The organism is Moorena sp. (assembly GCF_982860115.1).
On record NZ_CEYLVT010000068.1, the window covers coordinates 1 to 21367 of the forward strand.

Consider the following 21367-nt stretch of genomic DNA (forward strand, 5'->3'; position numbering starts at 1 on the left):
ACGGGTCGCACCTCTTTTATGCATAGCCTGCCAACTATAAAGGCTCCACTCTTCTTGCGGTAACTTCTGACCACACTCATACTACGTATTGAGATGTGGGGCTCCTTTTGCTAGAAAGCTGAGTCTTCGGTGAGCAAAAAAATGACTATCGGGATGGCAATAGGAACCACCAAAAAATTCAAAAATATTGAGCCATGACATAACACTGATAAAAGCTTTCGTTGATCTATGTCATTCATCCTACTATAAATCCTCCTATGCTTCCCCAGGGTTACCTTTATGGATTTTCCCTTCCATAATACAGGTAAGTTGGTAGAATTCATTGAACAGAACGAATTTATGTAAAGATATGTAAATGATTGATAAATACGATGGCTAATCCGGTGTCGTTGGCTGATTATCTTTCTAACTAAGGCAGAACTACCAGTCGTGATATCCAGCCTTTGGCATTGCCTTCACTGCTCCGTTGCCTAAATTCTCAGTTTAAGCCTTAAATGAAAATGATTTGGCTAAGATTTTGAAAGTGCTGGCAAAGGAGTTGGTCTTGCCATACTGCTGCTGAGGGGTAAGCTTTACCATTTGGTGTTGCCTGAAACGGCTAACTTAATTTTTCCAACGCTTATCCAATCCTTAACCTCTGCTCAAAGGCCACCAATTAATAACCCCTACCCCGATAATTCATGGGAAATCATCTAAAATTAAATCGACCTACATCTGGTCAATGGTCTAAGTATTTAATTCTTATTATCTTACTCCTGGGGATAGTTTTTCGATTAGTCAATATTGACAAAAAAGTGTATTGGATTGATGAAGCCTATACATCCTTGCGAATTTCTGGTTATACCAAAGCAGAAATTATCCAAGAAATTGATGGTCGTCAAATTAATGTTAAAGATTTACAGCAGTATCAGCGTCCTAATGATAACAAAGATGTAGGTGACACGATCCAAGGGTTAGCCTTACATGAACCACAACATTCACCGTTATATTTTGTCATGGCTCACTTTTGGGCAAAATTGTTCGGTTATTCCGTAACGGTGATGAGAAGTTTACCAGCCTTGATTAGTCTGTTGACTTTGCCGTGCATTTATTGGCTTTGTTTAGAGTTGTTCGAGTCTCCCCTAACGGGATGGATTGCGATCGCATTGCTGTGTGTCTCTCCATTCCATGTGTTGTATGCCCAGGAAGCTCGACAATATAGCTTGTGGACATTGACTACATTACTTTCCAGCATAGCCTTGCTGAGGGCGATGCGTCTTAGCACACTGATGAGTTGGGTAATCTATGCCATAACAGTTTCTCTAAATCTCTACAGCTATTTGCTTTCTGGATTAGTTTTTATTGGACATGGTATCTATGTTTTTTGTATAGAAAAATTTCGTTTGAGTAAACAAGTCGTTAGGTATGGATTAGCTTCGCTTTTCGGAATTATCGCCTTTATTCCTTGGTTAAGATTGGTAATTGAAAACGGTATTGAATTGGGGGATTGGGCGGATAAAGAGACTCCAATAGGTAAACTGATCACCCGCTGGCTTATCAATCTTAGTTCTGTGTTTTTCGATATCCAGATTGGCTATAGCAATCCCTTATTTGATGTGCGCTCAGGTCGAGACCTAAAGTTTAGCTACGACCATTTACTGATTTATTTCGATATCCTAATTTTAATTATCGTCGGCTATTCTATTTATTTTCTGTGTCGTAATAGTCAGCAACGGGTTTGGTTATTTATCTTGACCATGATCGCAGTTGTCGGAATGTTTCCCATTGGTCAGGATTTAATTTTAGGAGGACAGCGTTCCAGCATGGCTCGCTATTTTATTCCTTGTTACTTGGGTATACAAATTGCTGTTGCTTACCTCCTTGCTAAAAAAATTAACCCCCTTAATGGTAAGACAATAAAACAACAACAACTATGGCGATTAGTTACTATTACAGTTATTTCAGCAGGTGTGCTCTCTTGTGCCATTAGTTCTGAAGCAGAAACGTGGTGGCATAAATACAGTAACTATTACACGCCTGAGGAAGCTCATATTATTAATGAAGCCAATCGTCCCTTGGTAATTAGTAGTGATATCATGCGATTAGTCTCTCTCAGTTATTTACTTGAGCCAAACGTGACCTTACAGTTAATGAAAACTAAGGATTCTCCTAAAGTTTTTTCCAGTTTCAGTGACGTCTTCTTATATAGACCTTCTCCAAAACTGCGACAAAAATTTGAAGAGGAGTCACCCTATGACGTTAAACCAGCTCATAAACGCAAGCATCTCTGGAAGTTAGTGCAGTGAAACCAAAAGTCAAAAGCCAAAATTAACTTGATCAATGACCAATCAATCATGACTAATGACTAATCAATCTAATCAATTTTTTTCCACAACAGAACTTTTCGTTTTTTAAAGCCAATATTTCCTTCGTATATCAGATTGAACTTATAGTTACTATGCTTTTCAATACTTGGGCGTAGTAATGAGGGTGATGGAATATTTTCCAAAACAAAAACATCACTAAAGTTACCTGATATTTTTGGTAATTTTTCTTCAGGTATTTCTGAAATATTTTTAATTTTTTTTATGAGTTGTAACTTAACCTTGGGGTCAAGTTTATGGCTCATGGATAGAATTCGATTGTGAGTACTATCGCTGAGTACAAGGGGAGCAGGAGACTGATTAATAATATTCGCAACGTCTGTATTATAGTAATCACTGTACTTCGTCCACCAGGTTTCAGCTTGAACAATAAGCACACCAGATATCACACCACAAGAGACTAATATAACTGTAGTCAATCGCCATAAACGTTTTTGCCAAATACCAATCGAAAACTTAGTTAGTTTGGTGGAGAGTAAATAGGAAATAGTCAGTTGAATACCGATGTAAGTTGGGAGTTGATATCGAGCAATCGTTGAGCGCATGCCTCCTGAAATCACATCTGGTAGCACTAGGGGTAGACTAGTAAATCCCATCAGGAGCAAAACAAATAGCCAAACCTGTTTTGGAGTATAACGACAGAGAAAATATAGCCCATAAATCACTAGCCCCACAATTGGTAGCACTAGGTAAGTTCTCGGCTGGGTGTAGCTAAAGGTTAGGTCAAACGGGTACTCCTTGCCTAGGGGTACATCAAAAAAGCCGTAGAGTAGATTCTTCAGCCAATATCGACCCAGATCCAGGGGGGGTAATTCTTTAATCACCCATCCCCATTCCTTGCTAGCTCTGGGTTCGTTTTCCAAGAAAACAGCTAACCAAGGTGAAAATATCAGGAGTGCTGCTGTGACCGCACAGATGTAAGCAATTACCCGTTTACGCCCTTGCCAACCTGCGATGATCAGGACATAAATGCCGTGACCTAGGATAATTGGTGCTGAAAATAAATGAGAGTAGAAAGCTAGCGCTACAGAAAGGGCATAAATGCACCAACTCACCCTACTGTTGACTCGCATCGCTCGTAACAGGGAAGCACTCGATAGCAAGATACTCACAGTCCACAGACTATATTCCCGAACTTCCTGGGCATACAAAATATGGATCGGTGAAACAGCGAATAGCGACACGGCAAGCCATGGGGTCAATGATGCTCCAAATAGTTCTAAGCACAACCAGTACAGGCACGGTAATCCCAGCAAGCTAATTAGAGCAGGTAAAGTGCGCTTGAGTGCTAGGGAACTACCAAGCCATTGTTCCCAGAATCGGGCTAATATATAGTAAACTGGCGGGTGTTGTGGCGCTTCTTCCCCTATAATTCGTAAAGTATTGCCGAGGCTACGGTCAGAATTAGGGGTCTGGTATTTTTGTAATTCTGTAGCGCTAATCACTTGACCAGTGTAGATATCCCCAATAATTTCTTCCGCTGAATAGCCAGCAATTCTAGAGGAGCTGAAAGTTTCATCCCCCCAGTAGACTTTGCTGTCGAGATTGGCTAGGCGAAAGACTATTCCTAACAGCAGTAGGGTAATGCATAATAGTCGCAAGGGAGGTTGAGGGAATTTCCCTAGCTTTAATAGTTTGGTTTCCATCACACAAAAAAGTACACCGAAAAGTACAAAGGTAATTTATTAGTGTTCGTTTAATTTGGATATTGTAATTGATCGCTTTTTATTGACCGTTTCATGATTACTGTTAAGGATAATATTTCACTGCTAATAATACTTAATCTAGAAACTTACCGATAACCGTCACCCCATTATTCCATTTTAAGTGTCTCTACCCAAACACAAAAAAGTATGAATCCCCCAGCCTCGAATCCCCCTAAAAACCAAGTAATATTTTGGTTTAGCTTGAGCCTAGCATTTGCTATGGTTTACAGCCTGATCGCCCTCGAAGAAGCCTTTAGTAATCAATACATTGTACAAGATGATGCCAGACAGCATGTATTTTGGATGCAACGGTTTTTTGATCCCAGCTTATTTCCCGATGATCTGATTGCCAATTACTTCCAATCTGTAGCACCCGCTGGCTATACTACCCTCTATCGGCTGATAGCATTTGTTGGGATTCATCCCCTCTTATTGAATAAACTACTACCGATGGTACTAGGGTTGATTACTACTAGTTACTGTTTCGGGCTTTGTCTACAAATGCTGCCGATCCCAGCTGCAGGATTTATTGCGTCTTTGCTCCTAAATCAAACCCTATGGATGCTCGATGATTTAGTATCAGCAACCCCTAGGGCTTTTATTTATCCGCTGCTGTTAGCATTTTTATACTACCTATCACGGCGCTCATTGATCCCCTGTCTGGTAGTGATCACCCTCCAGGGCTTATTTTATCCTCAGTGCGTTTTCCTCTGTTGTGGCGTCCTGGTGCTGAAACTGTTGCGTTGGCGAGAGGGTAAAATCAGACTATCCTCCCAAAAGAATGACTATTGGTTTTGTGCAGCTGGGTTAGGTGTGGCATTCATCGTCCTGTTGCCCTATGCTTTGACCACTTCTGACTATGGTCCAATTATCAGCGCACAGCAAGCCAAAACCATGCCAGAATTCCAACCAGGAGGGCGAGTTGCTTTTTTCGATCACAACCCATGGGATTTCTGGTTGGAAGATGCTCGCAGTGGTCTATTTCCCCGAAGAAAGCGTTTACCTATAGCTGTCTGTGCTGGTTTACTATTGCCTATCCTGCTACGATTTCCCTCATGGCTACCGTTAGTGAAGAAAGTCAAAGGGGAAACGGTACTCCTGACTCAACTGGCTCTAGTATCCCTTGGTATGTTCGTTATGGCTCATGCTGTCTTGTTCCGACTGCATCTACCCAGCCGTTACAGTAAGCATAGTCTGCGAATTGTGCTAGTCCTAGCTGCTGCGATCGCTATAACTCTATTACTTGATGCTATTATTCAAGCTTGCCAGAGGCTAGCCTCCCCTCGAATTCAAGGGAAACCAGTGTTGGGACGAGCAATTGTTACACTCGTGGGAATGGCTCTAATCTTGTCTCCTCTTGGTTTCCGTAATTTCCCCAAAACCAACTATGAGGTTGGGAGGCAACATGGCCTCTATGAATTCTTTGCTAAACAACCAAACGATATCCTGATTGCCTCACTATCAAAGGAAGCCGATTTCTTGCCAACCTTTTCTGGACGGTCAGTCTTAGTTAGTAGAGAATACGGTATTCCCTATCATACTAACTATTATAACCAATTTCGCAACAGAGCGATTGATTTAATTCAAGCCCAGTACAGTCCAAACTTAGCTGAAGCAAAACAATTTATTAGGCAGTATAACATTGATTTTTGGTTGTTAGATAAAACAGCATTTAATCCACAATATATAACTAAAAATCGCTGGATTATGCAGTATCAACCAGTAGCAGCAGAAGCTCAAGCTCGACTCAAACAAGCCATTGTTCCGGCAATTGTTAACGTAATCGATTCCTGTTCTGTTTTCGAGACAGAGAAGGTTGTGGTTTTGGATACCGAATGTATTGCGATAACTGGTAACAGGTAAATAGGTAAGCCCAAATCAATGCAGCTATGTAACTATATGTAAACAAATATATCTAAACATGCTGGCTTAAGGGCATAGATTGAATTTCTAGATATTTTACAAAACTTGACATAATTCGGTTCCATTAGTCGGTTAAATCATGCCTACCTATTTAATGGGTAATAGATAATTTGGCAAATCCTAGCAATTTAAGTGATCCCAGCCCTGAACGCTACTGGGTATGACACTAACTCTTGGTTTTCATCATCACTTTAAAAAGCGATCGCATCCCATTCTTCACCGAATCAATCTAACCCAAAAAACAAAACTCAATTAATTAGGGGGTCAAACCCCTCAACTTATCTGAAACGACTGGGTTCAAGATTTTAGTTAGATGCCCTAAATTGTTGTTAAAGTCTATTTTTCCATTGTAGCAGGAATTACCAAATTAAGCCATCAGCACCCTACCTATCTCAGGGCTAAAGCAATGCTGGTGTATCTAATACAGAAAAAGGAAGACAAGGAAGACAAGGTTGACTTGGAAGAAAGACAAAATAACCAAACCATATCATCTTCCTCCCCCTCTACCCTCTCCTCTGCCTCTGACCTTACTCATCCAGAGTCTAAACGAATCAAACAGCCCTGCTAGCTATAGGGGATAAAAGGATTAAAACTACTTTTGACTTATCCCAGCACTAAAGTAGGCGGGATTCTCAGCGGTTGTTCCAAAGCGGTTTAAAACCAAGCTACTCAACTGAAAGTAGCTGTCACTGGACTATCTTCCCAGTGAGAGCAGTCAACAAGCCCCTACAAGCTCAACTATGCTGACCTTAAGGCTACATACATTGCGCTTATTTGTATCTTTTAGTTTGTATCTTGTAGTTTTTTGCTGACCGTGCGGGTTTTTCACCGCTATTTGAGTCATTAACTACAAATTACACCGATTTACTATACCCTACTATACCAGAAAAAAGGAATAAAAAGCTGGTTTTAACCTACCACCCACCCTATTCATCTGGTGGTCGCGCATACCCCCTGAAATAGCTTTTGTAAAACAAATACGTAAGCCCTGCTTAAAAACGACAAGCCCCTCCAAATCAATTTGGACAGTGGTTTTGCATCACTATCAAGACTGAGATAGTTTCTGTCTGGTGTTTTACTACTAACGTTTACACCACAGGGCGTAAACGCTGGTTCGCTCTCAACACACTACCTCTAATTTTGAACTATGAAACCCTATGCCGAGCATAATTTAGGTGCCCATGTATTTTGGAATCCTTATCAGCCTAATCAACCATTAACACTCTTTTCTAAAACTGCTCACCCTGTACCGGATAAACGTTTGTATCGTAAGGGTAAACGGTTACGCTTAAGTGTCCAGGTTTCCCTAGTCGTGTTAACATTAACCTTGATGGTGTCAAGGGTGATGCTAGTTTTGTTAACATACGTATTTTCATCCCCAGCTACTGCTCACTAACTATAATGGTTAATGGTTAATTGACGATTAACCATTAACCATTAAAAAAAAGCAATCAACCATATTAGAAGTTATTAACCGGACTTCATATCATCTCATGTTCTGATCTAGAAGCTTTTTCACCTTCATGGTTGCTGAATCGGTTGTATAGTAGTCCTGATGCTGATAATAGGAGCTAGTTGCGTAGTTCTCAACATCATTAGCAACAATACCTAAAAGATTAGTCCTAGAGGTTTTGAGTTCATCCAAGGCTTGCATTAGAACTGAGCGGTCAGTCTTATTTAATCTACCTACCAAGACCATACCATCCGTGTTAGCTGCTAGGAGGCGGCTATCGGCAAGTCCGATCACGGGAGGTGTATCATAAATAACTAAATCAAAAACAGCATTAAAATGCTCCATCAAAGTTCTCATCTTTGGCGCACATAGTAACCGAATCGGATCCTGTGCTGGGGAACCAGCAGTTAGCACATGAAGATGATCCCACATGGGCACTTGCTGGATGGCTCGGTTAGCTTTGATCCGATTACTAAGAACGCTACTCAAACCAAGTTGATTGTTCAAACCAAAAATTTTATGTACCCGGGGACGGCGCAGATTTGTATCCACCAGTAGCACCCGCCGACCCATAGCAGCAGCCACTATAGCTAGGTGGACAGCAACGGTAGATTTACCGTCTTCTGGTCTAGCTGAGCTAATCACAATCGATTGGATTGGCTTATCGCAGCCCAGTAAGCCGATATTGCGATGGAGGAACCGGAAAGCCTCTAAAAAGGGAGAAGCTTGCTGGAGTTTTGGCGTTGAGTTATTTTTCTGTACCTTAGGGAAGCTAGGAACAAAAGGTATACCTTTGCGACTGGTTGATGACTTGGTGGGCTTAAGTGCTTGATGGTAAGGAATAACACCAATAAGAGGCAATTGGGTGCGATGTTTAAGTTCGTCGGGAGAGTGAAACACATGGTCTAAGCGCTCCATCAACCACCCTGTTCCTGTACCCAGTAATATACCTGCGATCGCTCCCAAAATAATCTGAAGTTCCTGATGTTGTGGAATCGGATATTGAGGCTGTTTGGGTTTGAGAATAAGTTTCGGAGAATAAGGCGGTAAGCTTTCCTTAAGTGCCAACAGAGTGTCTAATCGTTGGGTTGTATCTGTAAGTTTCTGCTGTAAACTGGTGTACTTTGGATCTATCACCAACATCTGTTTCATGTCTTGCTCAAGACTTTCTTCTTCCTCAGCAAGAGCTTGTTGTCGTGCTTCCAAAACTGATATTTGGATGCTCTGATCTACCAGTTGTTGAGTGAGCTGCTGGTGAATTGAATTGGGTGATATCTTAGGAACATCTGTATCTGTTAGTTTGATCCCCAGTACCTGTTCAGCTTCAGAGCGTAACAGGGATAAGAAATTATATTTTTGCTGCTGTAGGGTCTTGATGGTGGCACTCTCTGGAGTATAGCGGCTTGACTCAATAGCAATCTCAGTCTCAACCTGTTCTAGGTGGTTGAGCATCTTTTGGTAGTAAGGGTTTTCAGCCAAAGTCACTTGAGCCAGAGCTAACTCCGAGGCGCGAGAGTCCTTGACCTGATTTGATGACAGTCCTAGCTTTTGAGAGATGATCTGGTAGAACGACTGAGCTTCCTTAAGCTGGATGTGAGTATCTAATTGCTGTTGCTTAATCTGGCTAATCTGAGTTGAAAGCTGCTGTTTTTGATTATCATAGTCAATTAACTTGTTCCCTAGCTCCAACTTCAGCAGTTCTTCCTGCAGTCTGTCTACCTCTTGGCGAACTTGAGGCAACTCTCTATTTGCTAGCTCAAGGTCCTTGTGATGGTAAGTTGCTTCTTGTTGGCGGGAGTACTTGATATAATTATCGGCAAGCTGCTTTAAAACAAAGTGAACTTTTTGAGGATCACTATCCCGGTAACGTACTTCTAAGACACTAGTTCCTTCAATATGTTTGATCCTCAGGTGATTATTCTTGACTAAAGACTTGTAGCTAGTTTTGCCATAGCGCTTGTTTATTTCCTCAATCACGGGAGTGATGAGTTTCTCACTACGCAGTACCAGCATTTGGGTTTTATAAGCCAAGGTTTCAAAAGCTGGTGTCGATTGATTTTCATCATCATCCTGTGCTGTCAGAGGCTCCAGACTGAGTCGGAACTTGCCTTCGTACAGAGGTTTCTGATTAGAGGTCCATAAAAAAATACTAGCTGTTATCGTAATTGCTACACCAGCAGCCACTAAAAAGCGACGCCGTATGATCGTCCAAATCTCCTCTAGCTTACGCCCATCCTGATAGTATTTTGAGTTTCTAGTGTGGTAGATGACGGGCTGTGAGTGGATATATTTACCATTCCCCTGTGGGAAAAGCTCTGATTTATTGCCCATCTCTATATGTGCCTTTTTATTTATTGGTATAAGTTATGTTCAAGAGTAACTGAACCTATGGCTAATCGCTCCCCTATCATACCTTCGGTAGTTGCCACTAACCATCAGCTCTGTAGTTAGTTTGTGTTAACAAACTAGTTTTTGACACTAGAACTGGAAAATTTTACGCAAAACTTATCAAATATCCGGATAAAATGAAGGAATGGTTAAGTTAGGGCAATGGTGTTTGCTGGTACCAAGTGACATTCATAGGTAGCACTATCTACCTATCTCCCCATTACCTTGTCCTCCTGTCTAGCTAAATAACACTTGAAGAATGGAATTGAGTTTAGTAGTATGATATTGAATTTAAGTTATAAATATAAAAAGGAAAAGGTCAATGGTTAGAATTCCTTGCCCTTTCCCCCTTTACTAAACTTTTACAGTGTAATCAGGAAGCAATTATACAAATTATTATCTTAAAATATTGCCCCTGACAATGAAAAACTGATCATGGGGTATTTGGCTCGAATCAGATCAATTTTCCCTTTTTCCATTGACGAGTGATCAAGCAAAGCTAGAAAAGCCCATATCTAGAGGGATATCTTGTAACCTTCCAGGACCGACTGCTTGAATAGCTTCTTTGAGAGACATATCTCCGGTGTAAAGCGCACGACCAACAATTACACCCGTAACCCCTAGAGGTTCGAGAGTCAGTAGACTCAACAGGTCAGTGATTGAACTGACACCCCCAGAGGCAATCACGGGGATCGATATATGACTTGCTAGTTCTCTTAGAGCGTCTAGGTTTGGTCCAGACAGAGTTCCATCCCGGTGAATGTCGGTGTAAATAATCGTAGTTACTCCCAGCTGAGTCATTTGTTCAGCTAGGTCAATTGCTGCAATTTCTGAGGTTTCTAACCAACCGTGAGTGGCCACCCATCCCTGACGAGCATCAATACCAACTACAATCTTTCCTGGGAATTCAGTGCAAAGCTGTTCCACTAGGGAAGGGTCTTCCACCGCTGCCGTTCCTATAATGACTCTATCGACGCCTAGAGTCAACAGTTGAGTGACTCCGGAGCGCGAGCGTAATCCACCACCGACTTGCACTGGCACAGGTACCGCCTGCACAATTGCTTCGATGGCCTTAGTATTGACTGGCTTACCGAGTTTTGCGCCATCCAAATCAACGACATGCAGCCGTGATGCACCTTGTTCAACCCATTGTTTCGCTACCTCGACTGGGTTATCGTTAAATACTTGCGCACGCTGGTAGTCTCCCTGGACTAACCGCACACATTTTTCTTCAAGTAAGTCTATAGCTGGAATAACATCCATGACTAAATTTCCCCCTAACCTATACTGAACTACCACACACCAATCCCAGCAGGTATGGTGTAGGCTTATGACATCACGGGGGTAGCCCAAGTCTAGGAGTTATGTCCTCGATTTGGTCTTAGATCCCCTCCAAGCCACTTCTTTATGGCTACCCTTGCCAGTAGTAGTCGTTATTGTTCGATTGAAGCACTACCACTGGGCAATTCTGCCACAATCTTAAACCGCACATGATTAATAGCTAACTCACCAATCGAAATATCTTCCTTTTTCACAGGCACCCCTTGACTCTTCAGGATTTCAAACTTAATTCCTTTACCGATCTCTATATGGTACCAGGCAAGACCCATCAAAAACCGAGTGGGATAAGGACCCCCTTCAACCGTATCATCAGCACTCGATTCCATCGGTAGCCAGCCGATTCCTGGGATATAAAATTCCATCCAAACATGATTAAAATCTGGTACCAAAGGAATACCGATTTGGTCAGGATGGGGAGGGCATTTGTAACGACCAACAGTACGGCACGCGATACCATTAAGCCGTCCCAAAGCTAGCAATACTCCCAAATACTCGCCGCAAGAGCCCACACCCCTTCGTAGCACAATGTCTGGAGTATCTATTTTAGGGGTCACGTGGTAGGAAAGTTTGTCGTAGACATAATTGCGAATACTGTAGACTTGCCGCAACAGATTCGTTTCGCTACCAATTGCTTCAAGAGCCGAACGGCGGATGATTTCTGTATCCATGGCTAACTTGTCATCATCCACCAAATAACGGTTCTGAAATTCTGGCGGTAACTCAGGCAACCCCTCCATATCCGCTGGTGTCAGGCGGTACTTGATACTCCAAACTTCTAAGAGTGCCTTCCAGCCAAAGATATGGCGTTCCCCTGGCTTGAGGTTGTCAAACTTAAAGACGGCAACTTGTTGACCATCTTGAACGTCTATAGTAAAGGGTATACCCACGGGTTCGACTTTTGACACCTTTTGTCGGTCAGTTTCCGATGGCAAGGCAATTCGCCATTCCAAATCATTCAACTCGATATCCTTGAGGGGGTCAAGTTCCTCCACGTAGGACATTTCGATTAAATAGCCATTGGAGAGTGCGTAGCGACCTTCCGGATTGTAGGTAAAGTGTAACGGATGAATAAAAGTGCGATCGCGATACTGCAATTCATAATTAGGATCAGCGTTAGGGTTATCCCGGATGTAAGCCTCCTCAGTTGCATAAGCAACATAGAGGGTATCATCTCCCGTCTGAGGGTCAGTATAAAAGGCTAAGCCAGTAGGATTTTCAAAGGGGGTGAGTACACTGAACTGAATTTCGCCAGTTGCTCGATCAAGACAGTAAACTGTCTGTTCTTGGTCATCGGATACCCACAGTTCTTCATCGCGGATTGTTATATGTTCAATGCCAACTCCGGGAGAACGCAACCGGGTAATTTCATGACCTGTATTGCTGCTATAAATAATAATATTTTCCAGTTTTTTACAGGTAACATAAACCGTTGAATCTTTAACAGCGATTCCGTTAGCATTGTAAGGCAAATCAACAAAGTGTTGTAGGGTTAAATTTTCATTTATCTGGCAAAAATAAACACTATCTTGTAGCGTTAACCAGAGGGTTTCTCCTGCCAGGGCTAAACCAGTCACGCCGACCAAATCTGAGTCCCGTTCTGGATTCAAAATCCTTGTATTATCTGTGAAGATATCAATTTCTAGGAGATAGCCCTTTATGGAGTCGATAGCAATTATTTTTTCTATCAAAAATGCTATTCCTTGCAAGGAAGATGCTCCAATTGGTCGGATAGTTTTGTCGAATTTTTGTCGTTCTTTAAAAAATGGAGCTGAATTCAGAATCATGAGTAAATCAGATGAAGATCAGATGAAGATTTAGACAAGATTATAAGCTTAGAGTGGCGATGTCTCAAATACCTGAAGTTATTGTTAAAATGACGTAGGTAAGGTCTGAAAACCTGATCCTTTTAGAGGGATTACGGGTGCCTCCAAGGGCTGTTGTTCTGCCATACTTGTTACTTATCCTGCTTACTTAAGAGAAACTTGGCTCTACCAGGGAATAGTTTTATCATGGCTTGGTTAACACGTTCATCAAAATTTACGCTCTTAATGGTTGCTTTAGCTTTTACTCTGGCAGTCAATCTTCCAGCCCAGGTACAAGCTCAGGCGAGTTTTTCCCTAGGGAGGGAACTGATTGAGAAGATACCGAACCACTGGGAATTATCTGACTATCATCCACCTTCAGACGGCGAAAATGGTACACCCTCGGATGTCGGACGTCCTGGAGGAACTAGGAGTCCCAACTGCCCGAAACCAAAACTCAAAAATCCTCCTGTAGCGTTGGTTCCCAGTTCTAGGATGGGAACAACGGTTGCTGAATACCCCACTTTCTCTTGGTATATGCCATCTATGGAATCAGCAGGGCTAGATTTAAAGTTTGTGCTCAAAGATGCCGATGGAAAGGAGCTTTACTCAGTCAACTATCCCTTACCCGATCAGGTAAATGCTGGAATTAGGAGTATAACGCTTCCTCCCTTTGTGAACCTACCTCCCTTAGAAGTTAATCAGAAGTATGACTGGCAGGTAGGATTGATTGATCCCGGCTGCTCCTTAAACAATATCTATATTGATGGTGGGGTCAAGCGAGTTGAAGAAGCTCCAAAGCTTGTGCAGCGTATAAAGCAAGCAACCCCCCAACAGCGTGTTGCAATCTACGTAAATGATCGGCTTTGGTACGAAACATTAACCACTCTGGTAGAGTTGCGAAGGCAGAGCCCCAATGACGAGAACTTGAAAGAAGCTTTGCACAAACTGCTGACTTCCGTCGGGTTAGATCCAATTGCCAAAAAACCCTTGTTTGAACAAGCCAGTAGGACTAACAACTAAATAACGAAATATATTAGGTTATTAATACCTGTATGAATACAACGTATGAATACAAATCGGTATAATAACACTGAAAACCCTGACCAACAAGAGATTCTCAGTCCTATAGCCCAAATTATCGAACAAGACTATCAAAGGTTCCCAGCTGACCAAACTTATAGCATCTACGCCTCAGACGTCTATTTTAAAGACCCCCTCAACCAGTTTCGCGGGCTTGAGCGTTACAAACAAATGATTGCCTTTATCAATCGCTGGTTCCTCGAGCCCCATCTAGATTTGCAACACATTTCCGAGTCAGGAGATACAATTAACACCCGCTGGACTCTCAGCTGGACTACGCCATTACCCTGGAAACCTCGAATGACTATTCCTGGCTGGAGCGAGTTAAAGCTGAATGCTGAGGGGTTAATTGTTTCTCATATAGATTATTGGGACTGTTCACGCCTGGACGTACTTAAGCAGCTTTTGTAGAGTAATGTAAAGTAAATAAATGTAAACTTTTCTCAGAACAGCTGGAGCATACCATGCGCGTAATTTTGATGACCGGTAAAGGAGGAGTAGGAAAAACCTCTGTAGCCGCTGCTACTGGCTTGCGTTGTGCCGAGTTAGGCTACAAAACCCTCGTTCTGAGTACTGACCCAGCTCACTCCCTAGCAGATAGTTTCGATATTGAACTCAGTCACGACCCCCGATTAGTTCGTCCCAACCTTTGGGGAGCAGAACTTGACGCTCTGATGGAATTGGAAGGAAACTGGGGAGCGGTTAAGCGTTACATTACCCAAGTGCTGCAAGCTAGGGGCTTAGATGGGATACAGGCAGAAGAATTAGCCGTTCTTCCTGGTATGGATGAAATTTTCGGTCTCGTCCGCATGAAACGTCACTACGATGAAGACGAGTACGATGTTCTGGTTATTGATTCAGCTCCTACTGGTACTGCGCTACGGTTACTGAGCTTACCAGAAGTAAGTGGCTGGTATATGCGCCGTTTTTATAAGCCACTACAAAGTATGTCAGTTGCTCTGAGACCTTTGGTTGAACCGTTATTCAAACCCATTGCTGGCTTTTCTTTACCAGATAAAGAGGTCATGGATGCTCCCTATGAGTTTTATGAACAAATTGAAGCCTTAGAGAAGGTACTCACTGACAACCAACAAACATCAGTGCGTCTGGTTACTAATCCTGAGAGAATGGTGATTAAGGAGTCCTTACGAGCTCATGCTTACTTAAGCCTATACAACGTTGCCACTGATCTAGTTGTTGCCAATCGGATTATTCCTGACCAAGTAACTGACCCATTTTTCCAACGCTGGAAAGAAAATCAGCAACAGTACCGCCAGGAAATTCACGACAATTTCCGCCCTTTACCCATTAAAGAAGTTCCCCTCTATTCCCAAGAGATGTGCGGTATTGAGGCATTGGAGCGTCTCAAAGAAACCCTCTATGGTTCAGAAGATCCCACTCAAGTGTATTACCAAGAAAACACCATTAGAGTTATACAGCATAAAAATGAGTACAGCTTAGAACTGTACCTACCTGGTATACCCAAAGACAAAATACAGCTTACTCAAACAGGAGATGAATTGAATGTTCGCATTGGTAACCATCGGCGCAATTTAGTCCTCCCCCAAGCTTTAGCAGCCCTGAAACCTTCAGGAGCCAAGATGGAAGAGGATTATCTAAAAATCAAATTTGCCACTGGTGCAGTTAAGATTTGATCATGCTTTGTAGAATTGGAGTCAATCTACAAAGCACTGAATTAACCCTTTCTTAGATCCTCAGCCATTTTGAGGAAAGGATCTAGGCTGGAGTCAGGGCGACGGCGTTGAGAGCTTAGCTGACCGTTTTGTCCTGATGTAGTTCCAGACTCGGATGTAGCTCCAGACTGGGAAACAGGCTCAGAGGTGGCGATAGGTGTCTGATTTTGGGAAAGGGTTGCTTTATCCGTAGCAGAGATCTCCTCTACCACTTCACCCCTTAAAATAGCAGTTTTGGTCTTGGGATAGGATTTCTTGACCTTAACGCTGCTGCGCATGTAGTCAATGTTTCCCATGGTTTTGGCTTCATCTGTGTCCAAGAAAAACTCTTGGGACTGGTTAGCTTCTATGGACTGTGCCATGTCCTGGCTGTCTTCATCAACGTACTTGGTCTGAGAGTTGAACAAATTAAAGAGTCCCATAGTTAATTTTTCCTGCCTCTAGGTAGTCTCTTGTTACTTTATGTTAAATATTATAAATATTTATATCACAAATCTTCTGTAAAAACTGATATCAACACAAAAAAACCTCAGCTACTTACAGAGGATATCCTCTGTAAGTAGCTGAGGGAAGTAGTCAGGGTGGCATCTACTACTTCTCGATCCAGCTGGGTTGTCACCCAATCAGGCAGCCAAATTAAAGATGGGGTGGAACCCCGCGCTTATTCCAAGCGGTAGGGAACGCATACCAAGAGAGTGATTGCTTACAGGGCACATGCCTAAGGCATATCGCCACCACTGGCTATAAGTTTAGAGACACCTTGTTTGTAGGCTAGAATACTGAGCTAATATTTAGTTAATAAGAAACGCCACGATATTTGAGGTTGACTTTGTGTTGCTCAAGTGGTATAGGATGGGCACTACCCAATCGGCAATTCAGCCCCCGGTACTTGCCAATAGAGTCAACTGCTGTTGTGGAAACTTTGCAAGGATGGTATGGGTAGCTAACACCGCGATAAGAAAGTTTCATTGTCTTCGCCTCATAATGTCAGTGTAGTGATAAGAGGCGCGTTCCTTCAGGATTTATCCTTACTTCCGTCTCTCCATGAACCTTGATCACCTATGGTTAAGTCATGAAGAGATGAACGATTTTCTGTTTCTGTATCTATTGTAACCGTTTTGCAGGTAAATCTCAATTTATTCATAAAAGTTAATAGTTTCCCGTTGTCGCCAGTTCTAACCTCAGGCGCTACAGTTAAATAACTGCAAGCTTGTGGGAGTGGCAAGACTATGAGTGATAAAGGTGAAAGTTATAAAGTTATTAGTGATAATCGACAAGCTCGTTTTCTCTACCAAATTTTAGAGACTTACGAGGCGGGGATTGAGTTAAAGGGAACGGAGGTGAAGTCTATCCGAGTTGGCAAGGTCAACTTGCGGGATGGCTATGGCTTGATTCGTGGTGGAGAAGCGTGGCTGCTCAATGTCCATATCTCTCCGTACCAAAATATCAACGAATATTTCAATCATGACCCCCGTCGCAGCCGAAAACTACTGCTGCACCGTAAGGAAATCAATAAGCTCACCGGTAAATTAGAACAGCAAGGCTTAACCCTTGTCCCCTTAAAGATTTATTTGAAGCGCGGCTTAGTTAAAGTCAGCATTGGTTTGGGCAGAGGGAAAAAGCTCCATGATAAGCGCGAGACGATCAAGAGGCGTCAGGATCAGCGAGATATGGCAAGGGCTCTCAAACGTTATTGAAGGTTGTTTGCCAAAGGGCTTCGGTGAAGGGTAGGTTGGTAGGTTGGTGAGTTGTTCGCGTAGCGTGGCCAATAGGCCAAGGTTGGTGGGTTGTTCGCGTAGCGTGGCCAATAGGCCAAGGTTGTTTGTTTAGTACAAAACTAGCAACCTGTAACTTGGTAACTTGTAACCTCCAACCTCCAAAGCAACCTGCAAATTGTGACATACTCCCACACTGAACCTGTAAGGTCAGTGTGGGCTTCTTGCCAACTCCACCCAACGGTATCGGCTTTCGCCGACGCTGCGCGAACGGATACTCGGCAAGCTTTATTAACGACACGGGATGCCCCTCCGCGCCGGAACAATACAAAAATTCTATTTTTTTGCTAGTTAAATAGCTGACAAACCAGCATTTTAGGCTTTGTTTATCAGTACATATATTATAGCAATTCCATACATACTCTGTGCAAAATTCATCCCACACCTATGCTGCGCATAGGTGTGGGATGAATTTTGCCGGACAGCTAAACTTTTTACGGGTCAGAATTCGGATTGACATAGAAACTGGCAATAATGGCAACGACTAGCCACCATAAGGTCTGCACTTGAGGACGGTACCAAACAGTATCTACCAGACCATGGGCGAGCATTCCTGACATGGTAGCAATGGCTCCCATCAGCCAAAATCCCTGACGGTTAGCTAAATTTCTCAGACGACTTAGTTGTTGCATACCTTGGTTTATAGTGACCATCAACAACCAAAGGAAACATAACATCCCAATCAAACCCATTTCTACTGCAGTTTCTAGGAAAATGGAATAGGCACTGAGGGCGGTATATTTCGGGCGTTGGAAAAGGGGATAGATTTTGTTGAAGGCGTTGTTACCTGGACCAATGCCAATGATGGGTCGGTCACGAATCATGTCCACCACAGCAGACCAAACATTCATGCGGAAGTTGTTACTACTATCTTCCCGACCAACAAAAATACTACCAATGCGATCGCGTATAGCTGGAACAAACATGACTGCGAGAAGCATAACCCCAACACAACTGGTTAATAAGGCTGGCATTGCCCAAGGGCGTAATTTAGGGGGCAACTGTACACTGTACCAATACACCAGCAGGATCAAGAAGACGAAAATACAAACAACAAAACCAATCCATCCACCCCGACTAAAGGTTAGCACTAGACAAACTGAATTCACGACCACCATCGTCAGTGCTAAGGCTTTGGGGAGCAAACCCTGCCAGACAAATACTGCTGCCAAACTCAATGCTACTGCTGGGATCAGATAACCAGCTAGTAAATTCGGGTTGCCCAGATAACTATAGACCCGTGTCAGTTTTGCTGCTGCTGAAGTGGGGTCTACCCAGGTAGCTAATGCTTCAGCCCCAAAAAACCACTGCCGCAAGCCGTAAATACTGACAATTAGTGAGATATGGAGAAACAGGGTAATAATCCAGCTACGAAGCGGACCGGAACGCAATACCCTTGCCATCAGGGCAAAAAACAACAAATAAAGGGTTAATTTCACCAAACCACTAGAGGCAGCCCCTTTCACCGGAGAGAGTGCGGTGGCTATAGTGGCAACACTCCAGTACAAAAAAACTAAAAGATGAATGGGGCTTACCTTCGGCTTTCCTATATCATCGGATAAGGTTAGCAATACCCAGAACCCTGCACTTGCCATTAACAAGATGCCTACTAGAGCATTGGAGACAAAAGGAGCTAAACCGAACACCAGAGCAACTATCATCGCTCCTATTGGGTCAGACCACTGTAGGAGGAAGCTACTCTGACGCCAAGAATCTAGGAGTCCTACCAGGCGATACAAATAGCTAGTGCCTCGCCACCGATACAGCTGTAAATTTGAAAGAGTAAACTTAGCCCAAGCTGAATTCATTGTCTATTTTTTATTTGAACCCACCCCATCTATAATCTTTGATTTTAGATCAGGATTGACTCACCAAATACTAAAAAACTTTTCGACGCTTCCCGAAAAGCTGGCGTTCTCAGGGGGTCTTTAGTACTTTTGCTATCGACCACTTCAGAAAGACTAGGCAAAATTAAACAATTTATTAACTGAGCAACCCTTATCAGCCGTTAGTCTTCTATTTATGAGTTTTTTTGAGAAATACGGTTTATGTTTGCTGGGTATATCACCTTGACAGTAGCGTTAGCCATATTAGTTTAACATATCAGTCAATGAATTGGAACAGTGGTTTAACAGTTTTGATCAGAAGACTCTAATTTAGGTAAAGTAATCACGTAGCGATACCCTAACTCTGGCAAACCTTCAACAGAAATTTTTCCTCTATGGCGTTTAGCTAAATGGCAGCTTAGTAATAGCCCTAAACTTTCACGAGATTCACTATTCTGAGGTGTTTTTTCCGATTCAGAACCCCAACTACTGGTTTCTGGATCAAAAGAACTGGATAAAAACTGATTGTCACAGAGAAAGTTTGAACTCGAAGGTAGTTCACTTATTCCCAGTGCTTCAGTGATGAATGGGGTTTCTAAAGCATTAGCAACCGCTGCTGCTGCTGAGGGGGATTGTAACGGTAACTCAGAAATTTGTCCGTACATTTGAGGTAGACCATCTCCGAGCCAGGGGTGAGAAACCCAAACCGCGATTTTCAAAGACACGACATTAGCTCTCTCCAAATCAGTTTTTCGAGAGACATGGATGCGTACTTCACCCCCTGCCTCAGCAGAGTAGATAACACTGAATATAAGGTAATATAGCATTTGTCGCACCTTTTCTTTATCCAGAAACCAGATACGATTACCTGGCTCTACAGATAGATGCAACTTTTGTCGATGTTGCTGCGCTATCTGTGCTAAATTGTTCATTGCTTGTTGACAGAGCATTTCAATATCTACAGCAGTTAAATTTAGTTGTTCACTGTTTTCCTCAAAAATCCCCAAGCAAAGGATTTCATCAACCATCAAGACCAGCTGACGACCACTGCAATAAACAATTTCTAGATATTCTTTTTGTTTATCAGTCAAAGACCCATAAACTTGGCGACTTAATACACTAGCCATTCCCATAATCGATGTTAGAGGTGTGCGCAATTCTTGTGTAAGCTGAGTTAGTAATTTGTACTTAATAGTGTGAACTGAGCTAAAACCAGCCATCTCATCTAGAGATAAATTCTTAGGGCTAGAAGTTTCCCGTTCATACTCCACTTCCTTAGAGTGCTGAGCCTCTGTGGAAGAGTTAGGTAGCCAGTTAACAAACCGGTCACGCTCTTTTTTCAAAAAATGATTCCGCTCAAATTCACTGAGACTCCAACGAGCGGTAATTGCCAAAAACTCATAATCTTTGGTGGTAAAATTGCGAGGTACTAAATCCATAACTGCTAGAGTACCTAAACACTCTCCGTCAGCAGTTAACAGTGGTGCACCTAAGTAAGAACGGATACCGTAGTGGTGAACCAGTACACTACTAGCAAAGACAGGGTTGGCGACTGTATCATTAATCGCCAACATTTGATGACTATCTACTACATAGCTACAAAAGCATTCACTACGGGGCAACTGACGGGACTGTGCCACTCGATTCATTAGACCGATTCTAGATAATCCCACAGCTGATTTGATGTGCTGTTGCGTTTGTACCATAAAGCCCAAAATGCAGATAGGCACATCTAAAAATCTGGCAGTAGTTTGAGTTGCCTCGTCGAAAACTGGTACTGTTTCTGCTTCGAGTAGACCTAAATCCCGAAGAGTTTTCAGTCGTTTTTTTTCCCGTTCTTTAGGAGTCAAACCATCCAGAGTACAAAAAAGTTGATTTTCTTTTGCCATAACCAACCCATTTCCCATGCTTACTTTTGGTAGCACCACAGTCTACTGGCTACTGTAGTACTACCCACAACACTTAAGGTTCCCAGATAGAGTAGTGAAGTAAACAAATTCTCAGGAAAATAAA

At 42.6% G+C, this 21367-nt stretch carries 17 protein-coding genes and 1 riboswitch; of the genes, 8 read left to right on the forward strand and 9 right to left on the reverse strand.

The window, feature by feature from the left end:
- Positions 1–680: 680 nt before the first annotated feature.
- A complete protein-coding gene (locus AC4II3_RS13720) occupies positions 681–2285 on the forward strand; it encodes a glycosyltransferase family 39 protein (protein WP_488011225.1) in 1605 nt (534 codons plus the stop codon).
- A 68-nt stretch (positions 2286–2353) separates the two neighbouring features.
- Here AC4II3_RS13720 and AC4II3_RS13725 read toward each other — a convergent pair whose 3' ends face one another.
- The gene (locus AC4II3_RS13725) at positions 2354–4009 is read right to left on the reverse strand and encodes a glycosyltransferase family 39 protein (protein WP_488011227.1); all 1656 of its coding nucleotides are present in this window, start codon (positions 4007–4009) and stop codon (positions 2354–2356) included.
- 207 nt (positions 4010–4216) lie between these two features.
- Here AC4II3_RS13725 and AC4II3_RS13730 point away from each other — a divergent pair, with 207 nt between their 5' ends.
- The 3 genes from AC4II3_RS13730 (at position 4217) to AC4II3_RS13740 (ending at position 7388) form a co-directional block, all read left to right on the forward strand.
- Positions 4217–5932, forward strand: coding sequence for a hypothetical protein (locus AC4II3_RS13730; RefSeq protein WP_488011229.1), 1716 nt, complete (start codon positions 4217–4219; stop codon positions 5930–5932).
- A 466-nt stretch (positions 5933–6398) separates the two neighbouring features.
- Positions 6399–6560 (forward strand): hypothetical protein, encoded by a 162-nt coding sequence (locus tag AC4II3_RS13735; RefSeq protein WP_488011231.1) that lies wholly within the window; start codon positions 6399–6401, stop codon positions 6558–6560.
- Positions 6561–7139: 579 nt separating this feature from the next.
- Positions 7140–7388, forward strand: coding sequence for a hypothetical protein (locus AC4II3_RS13740; RefSeq protein WP_488011233.1), 249 nt, complete (start codon positions 7140–7142; stop codon positions 7386–7388).
- Between the two features lie 90 nt (positions 7389–7478).
- Here the strand turns inward: AC4II3_RS13740 and AC4II3_RS13745 are convergent, their stop codons facing one another.
- The 3 genes from AC4II3_RS13745 to AC4II3_RS13755 form a co-directional block, all read right to left on the reverse strand.
- Positions 7479–9776: a GumC family protein gene (locus AC4II3_RS13745; RefSeq protein WP_488011235.1), complete on the reverse strand. Its 2298-nt coding sequence runs from the start codon at positions 9774–9776 to the stop codon at positions 7479–7481.
- Between the two features lie 546 nt (positions 9777–10322).
- Positions 10323–11096 (reverse strand): 1-(5-phosphoribosyl)-5-[(5-phosphoribosylamino)methylideneamino]imidazole-4-carboxamide isomerase, encoded by a 774-nt coding sequence (gene hisA, locus AC4II3_RS13750; RefSeq protein WP_488011237.1) that lies wholly within the window; start codon positions 11094–11096, stop codon positions 10323–10325.
- Positions 11097–11266: 170 nt separating this feature from the next.
- Positions 11267–12958, reverse strand: a complete 1692-nt coding sequence (locus AC4II3_RS13755; RefSeq protein ID WP_488011239.1) for a transglutaminase domain-containing protein — start codon at positions 12956–12958, stop codon at positions 11267–11269.
- A gap of 225 nt (positions 12959–13183) precedes the next feature.
- Between AC4II3_RS13755 and AC4II3_RS13760 the strand changes: the two genes are divergently transcribed.
- Genes AC4II3_RS13760 through AC4II3_RS13770 form a run of 3 tightly spaced genes read left to right on the forward strand, consistent with a single transcriptional unit; the run spans position 13184 to position 15714 of the window.
- Positions 13184–13999, forward strand: coding sequence for a DUF928 domain-containing protein (locus AC4II3_RS13760; protein ID WP_488011241.1), 816 nt, complete (start codon positions 13184–13186; stop codon positions 13997–13999).
- A gap of 45 nt (positions 14000–14044) precedes the next feature.
- A complete protein-coding gene (locus AC4II3_RS13765; RefSeq protein WP_488011243.1) occupies positions 14045–14470 on the forward strand; it encodes a C6orf136 family protein in 426 nt (141 codons plus the stop codon).
- A 53-nt stretch (positions 14471–14523) separates the two neighbouring features.
- The gene (locus AC4II3_RS13770) at positions 14524–15714 is read left to right on the forward strand and encodes a TRC40/GET3/ArsA family transport-energizing ATPase (protein WP_488011245.1); all 1191 of its coding nucleotides are present in this window, start codon (positions 14524–14526) and stop codon (positions 15712–15714) included.
- A 41-nt stretch (positions 15715–15755) separates the two neighbouring features.
- Here AC4II3_RS13770 and AC4II3_RS13775 read toward each other — a convergent pair whose 3' ends face one another.
- Both AC4II3_RS13775 and AC4II3_RS13780 read right to left on the reverse strand, forming a co-directional pair.
- Positions 15756–16175, reverse strand: a complete 420-nt coding sequence (locus AC4II3_RS13775) for a hypothetical protein (RefSeq protein WP_488011247.1) — start codon at positions 16173–16175, stop codon at positions 15756–15758.
- A gap of 373 nt (positions 16176–16548) precedes the next feature.
- Positions 16549–16722: a DUF4278 domain-containing protein gene (locus tag AC4II3_RS13780; RefSeq protein ID WP_488011249.1), complete on the reverse strand. Its 174-nt coding sequence runs from the start codon at positions 16720–16722 to the stop codon at positions 16549–16551.
- A gap of 35 nt (positions 16723–16757) precedes the next feature.
- Positions 16758–16842: riboswitch (Glutamine riboswitch) on the reverse strand.
- 140 nt (positions 16843–16982) lie between these two features.
- Here AC4II3_RS13780 and smpB point away from each other — a divergent pair.
- Positions 16983–17450 (forward strand): SsrA-binding protein SmpB, encoded by a 468-nt coding sequence (gene smpB / locus AC4II3_RS13785; RefSeq protein ID WP_293097118.1) that lies wholly within the window; start codon positions 16983–16985, stop codon positions 17448–17450.
- On the opposite strand, the gene AC4II3_RS13790 is transcribed toward smpB, so the two are convergent.
- The 3 genes from AC4II3_RS13790 to AC4II3_RS13800 form a co-directional block, all read right to left on the reverse strand.
- The gene (locus tag AC4II3_RS13790; protein WP_488029348.1) at positions 17437–17655 is read right to left on the reverse strand and encodes a hypothetical protein; all 219 of its coding nucleotides are present in this window, start codon (positions 17653–17655) and stop codon (positions 17437–17439) included. The genes smpB and AC4II3_RS13790 overlap by 14 nt on opposite strands.
- A 307-nt stretch (positions 17656–17962) precedes the next feature.
- Positions 17963–19336 carry an IctB family putative bicarbonate transporter gene (locus AC4II3_RS13795; protein ID WP_488012301.1) on the reverse strand — a complete coding sequence of 458 codons (1374 nt, stop codon included), beginning with the start codon at positions 19334–19336 and terminating at the stop codon, positions 17963–17965.
- 320 nt (positions 19337–19656) lie between these two features.
- A complete protein-coding gene (locus AC4II3_RS13800; protein WP_488012299.1) occupies positions 19657–21243 on the reverse strand; it encodes a GAF domain-containing sensor histidine kinase in 1587 nt (528 codons plus the stop codon).
- Positions 21244–21367 lie beyond the last annotated feature (124 nt).

What these genes read in the sequence shown, in the direction of transcription:
- AC4II3_RS13720 (WP_488011225.1), top strand. Translation starts at nt 681, where the DNA reads ATGGGAAATCATCTAAAATTAAATCGACCTACATCTGGTCAATGGTCT.
- AC4II3_RS13725 (WP_488011227.1), bottom strand. Translation starts at nt 4,009, where the DNA reads ATGGAAACCAAACTATTAAAGCTAGGGAAATTCCCTCAACCTCCCTTG.
- AC4II3_RS13730 (WP_488011229.1), top strand. Translation starts at nt 4,217, where the DNA reads ATGAATCCCCCAGCCTCGAATCCCCCTAAAAACCAAGTAATATTTTGG.
- AC4II3_RS13735 (WP_488011231.1), top strand. Translation starts at nt 6,399, where the DNA reads ATGCTGGTGTATCTAATACAGAAAAAGGAAGACAAGGAAGACAAGGTT.
- AC4II3_RS13740 (WP_488011233.1), top strand. Translation starts at nt 7,140, where the DNA reads ATGAAACCCTATGCCGAGCATAATTTAGGTGCCCATGTATTTTGGAAT.
- AC4II3_RS13745 (WP_488011235.1), bottom strand. Translation starts at nt 9,776, where the DNA reads ATGGGCAATAAATCAGAGCTTTTCCCACAGGGGAATGGTAAATATATC.
- hisA (WP_488011237.1), bottom strand. Translation starts at nt 11,096, where the DNA reads ATGGATGTTATTCCAGCTATAGACTTACTTGAAGAAAAATGTGTGCGG.
- AC4II3_RS13755 (WP_488011239.1), bottom strand. Translation starts at nt 12,958, where the DNA reads ATGATTCTGAATTCAGCTCCATTTTTTAAAGAACGACAAAAATTCGAC.
- AC4II3_RS13760 (WP_488011241.1), top strand. Translation starts at nt 13,184, where the DNA reads ATGGCTTGGTTAACACGTTCATCAAAATTTACGCTCTTAATGGTTGCT.
- AC4II3_RS13765 (WP_488011243.1), top strand. Translation starts at nt 14,045, where the DNA reads ATGAATACAAATCGGTATAATAACACTGAAAACCCTGACCAACAAGAG.
- AC4II3_RS13770 (WP_488011245.1), top strand. Translation starts at nt 14,524, where the DNA reads ATGCGCGTAATTTTGATGACCGGTAAAGGAGGAGTAGGAAAAACCTCT.
- AC4II3_RS13775 (WP_488011247.1), bottom strand. Translation starts at nt 16,175, where the DNA reads ATGGGACTCTTTAATTTGTTCAACTCTCAGACCAAGTACGTTGATGAA.
- AC4II3_RS13780 (WP_488011249.1), bottom strand. Translation starts at nt 16,722, where the DNA reads ATGAAACTTTCTTATCGCGGTGTTAGCTACCCATACCATCCTTGCAAA.
- smpB (WP_293097118.1), top strand. Translation starts at nt 16,983, where the DNA reads ATGAGTGATAAAGGTGAAAGTTATAAAGTTATTAGTGATAATCGACAA.
- AC4II3_RS13790 (WP_488029348.1), bottom strand. Translation starts at nt 17,655, where the DNA reads ATGTCACAATTTGCAGGTTGCTTTGGAGGTTGGAGGTTACAAGTTACC.
- AC4II3_RS13795 (WP_488012301.1), bottom strand. Translation starts at nt 19,336, where the DNA reads ATGAATTCAGCTTGGGCTAAGTTTACTCTTTCAAATTTACAGCTGTAT.
- AC4II3_RS13800 (WP_488012299.1), bottom strand. Translation starts at nt 21,243, where the DNA reads ATGGCAAAAGAAAATCAACTTTTTTGTACTCTGGATGGTTTGACTCCT.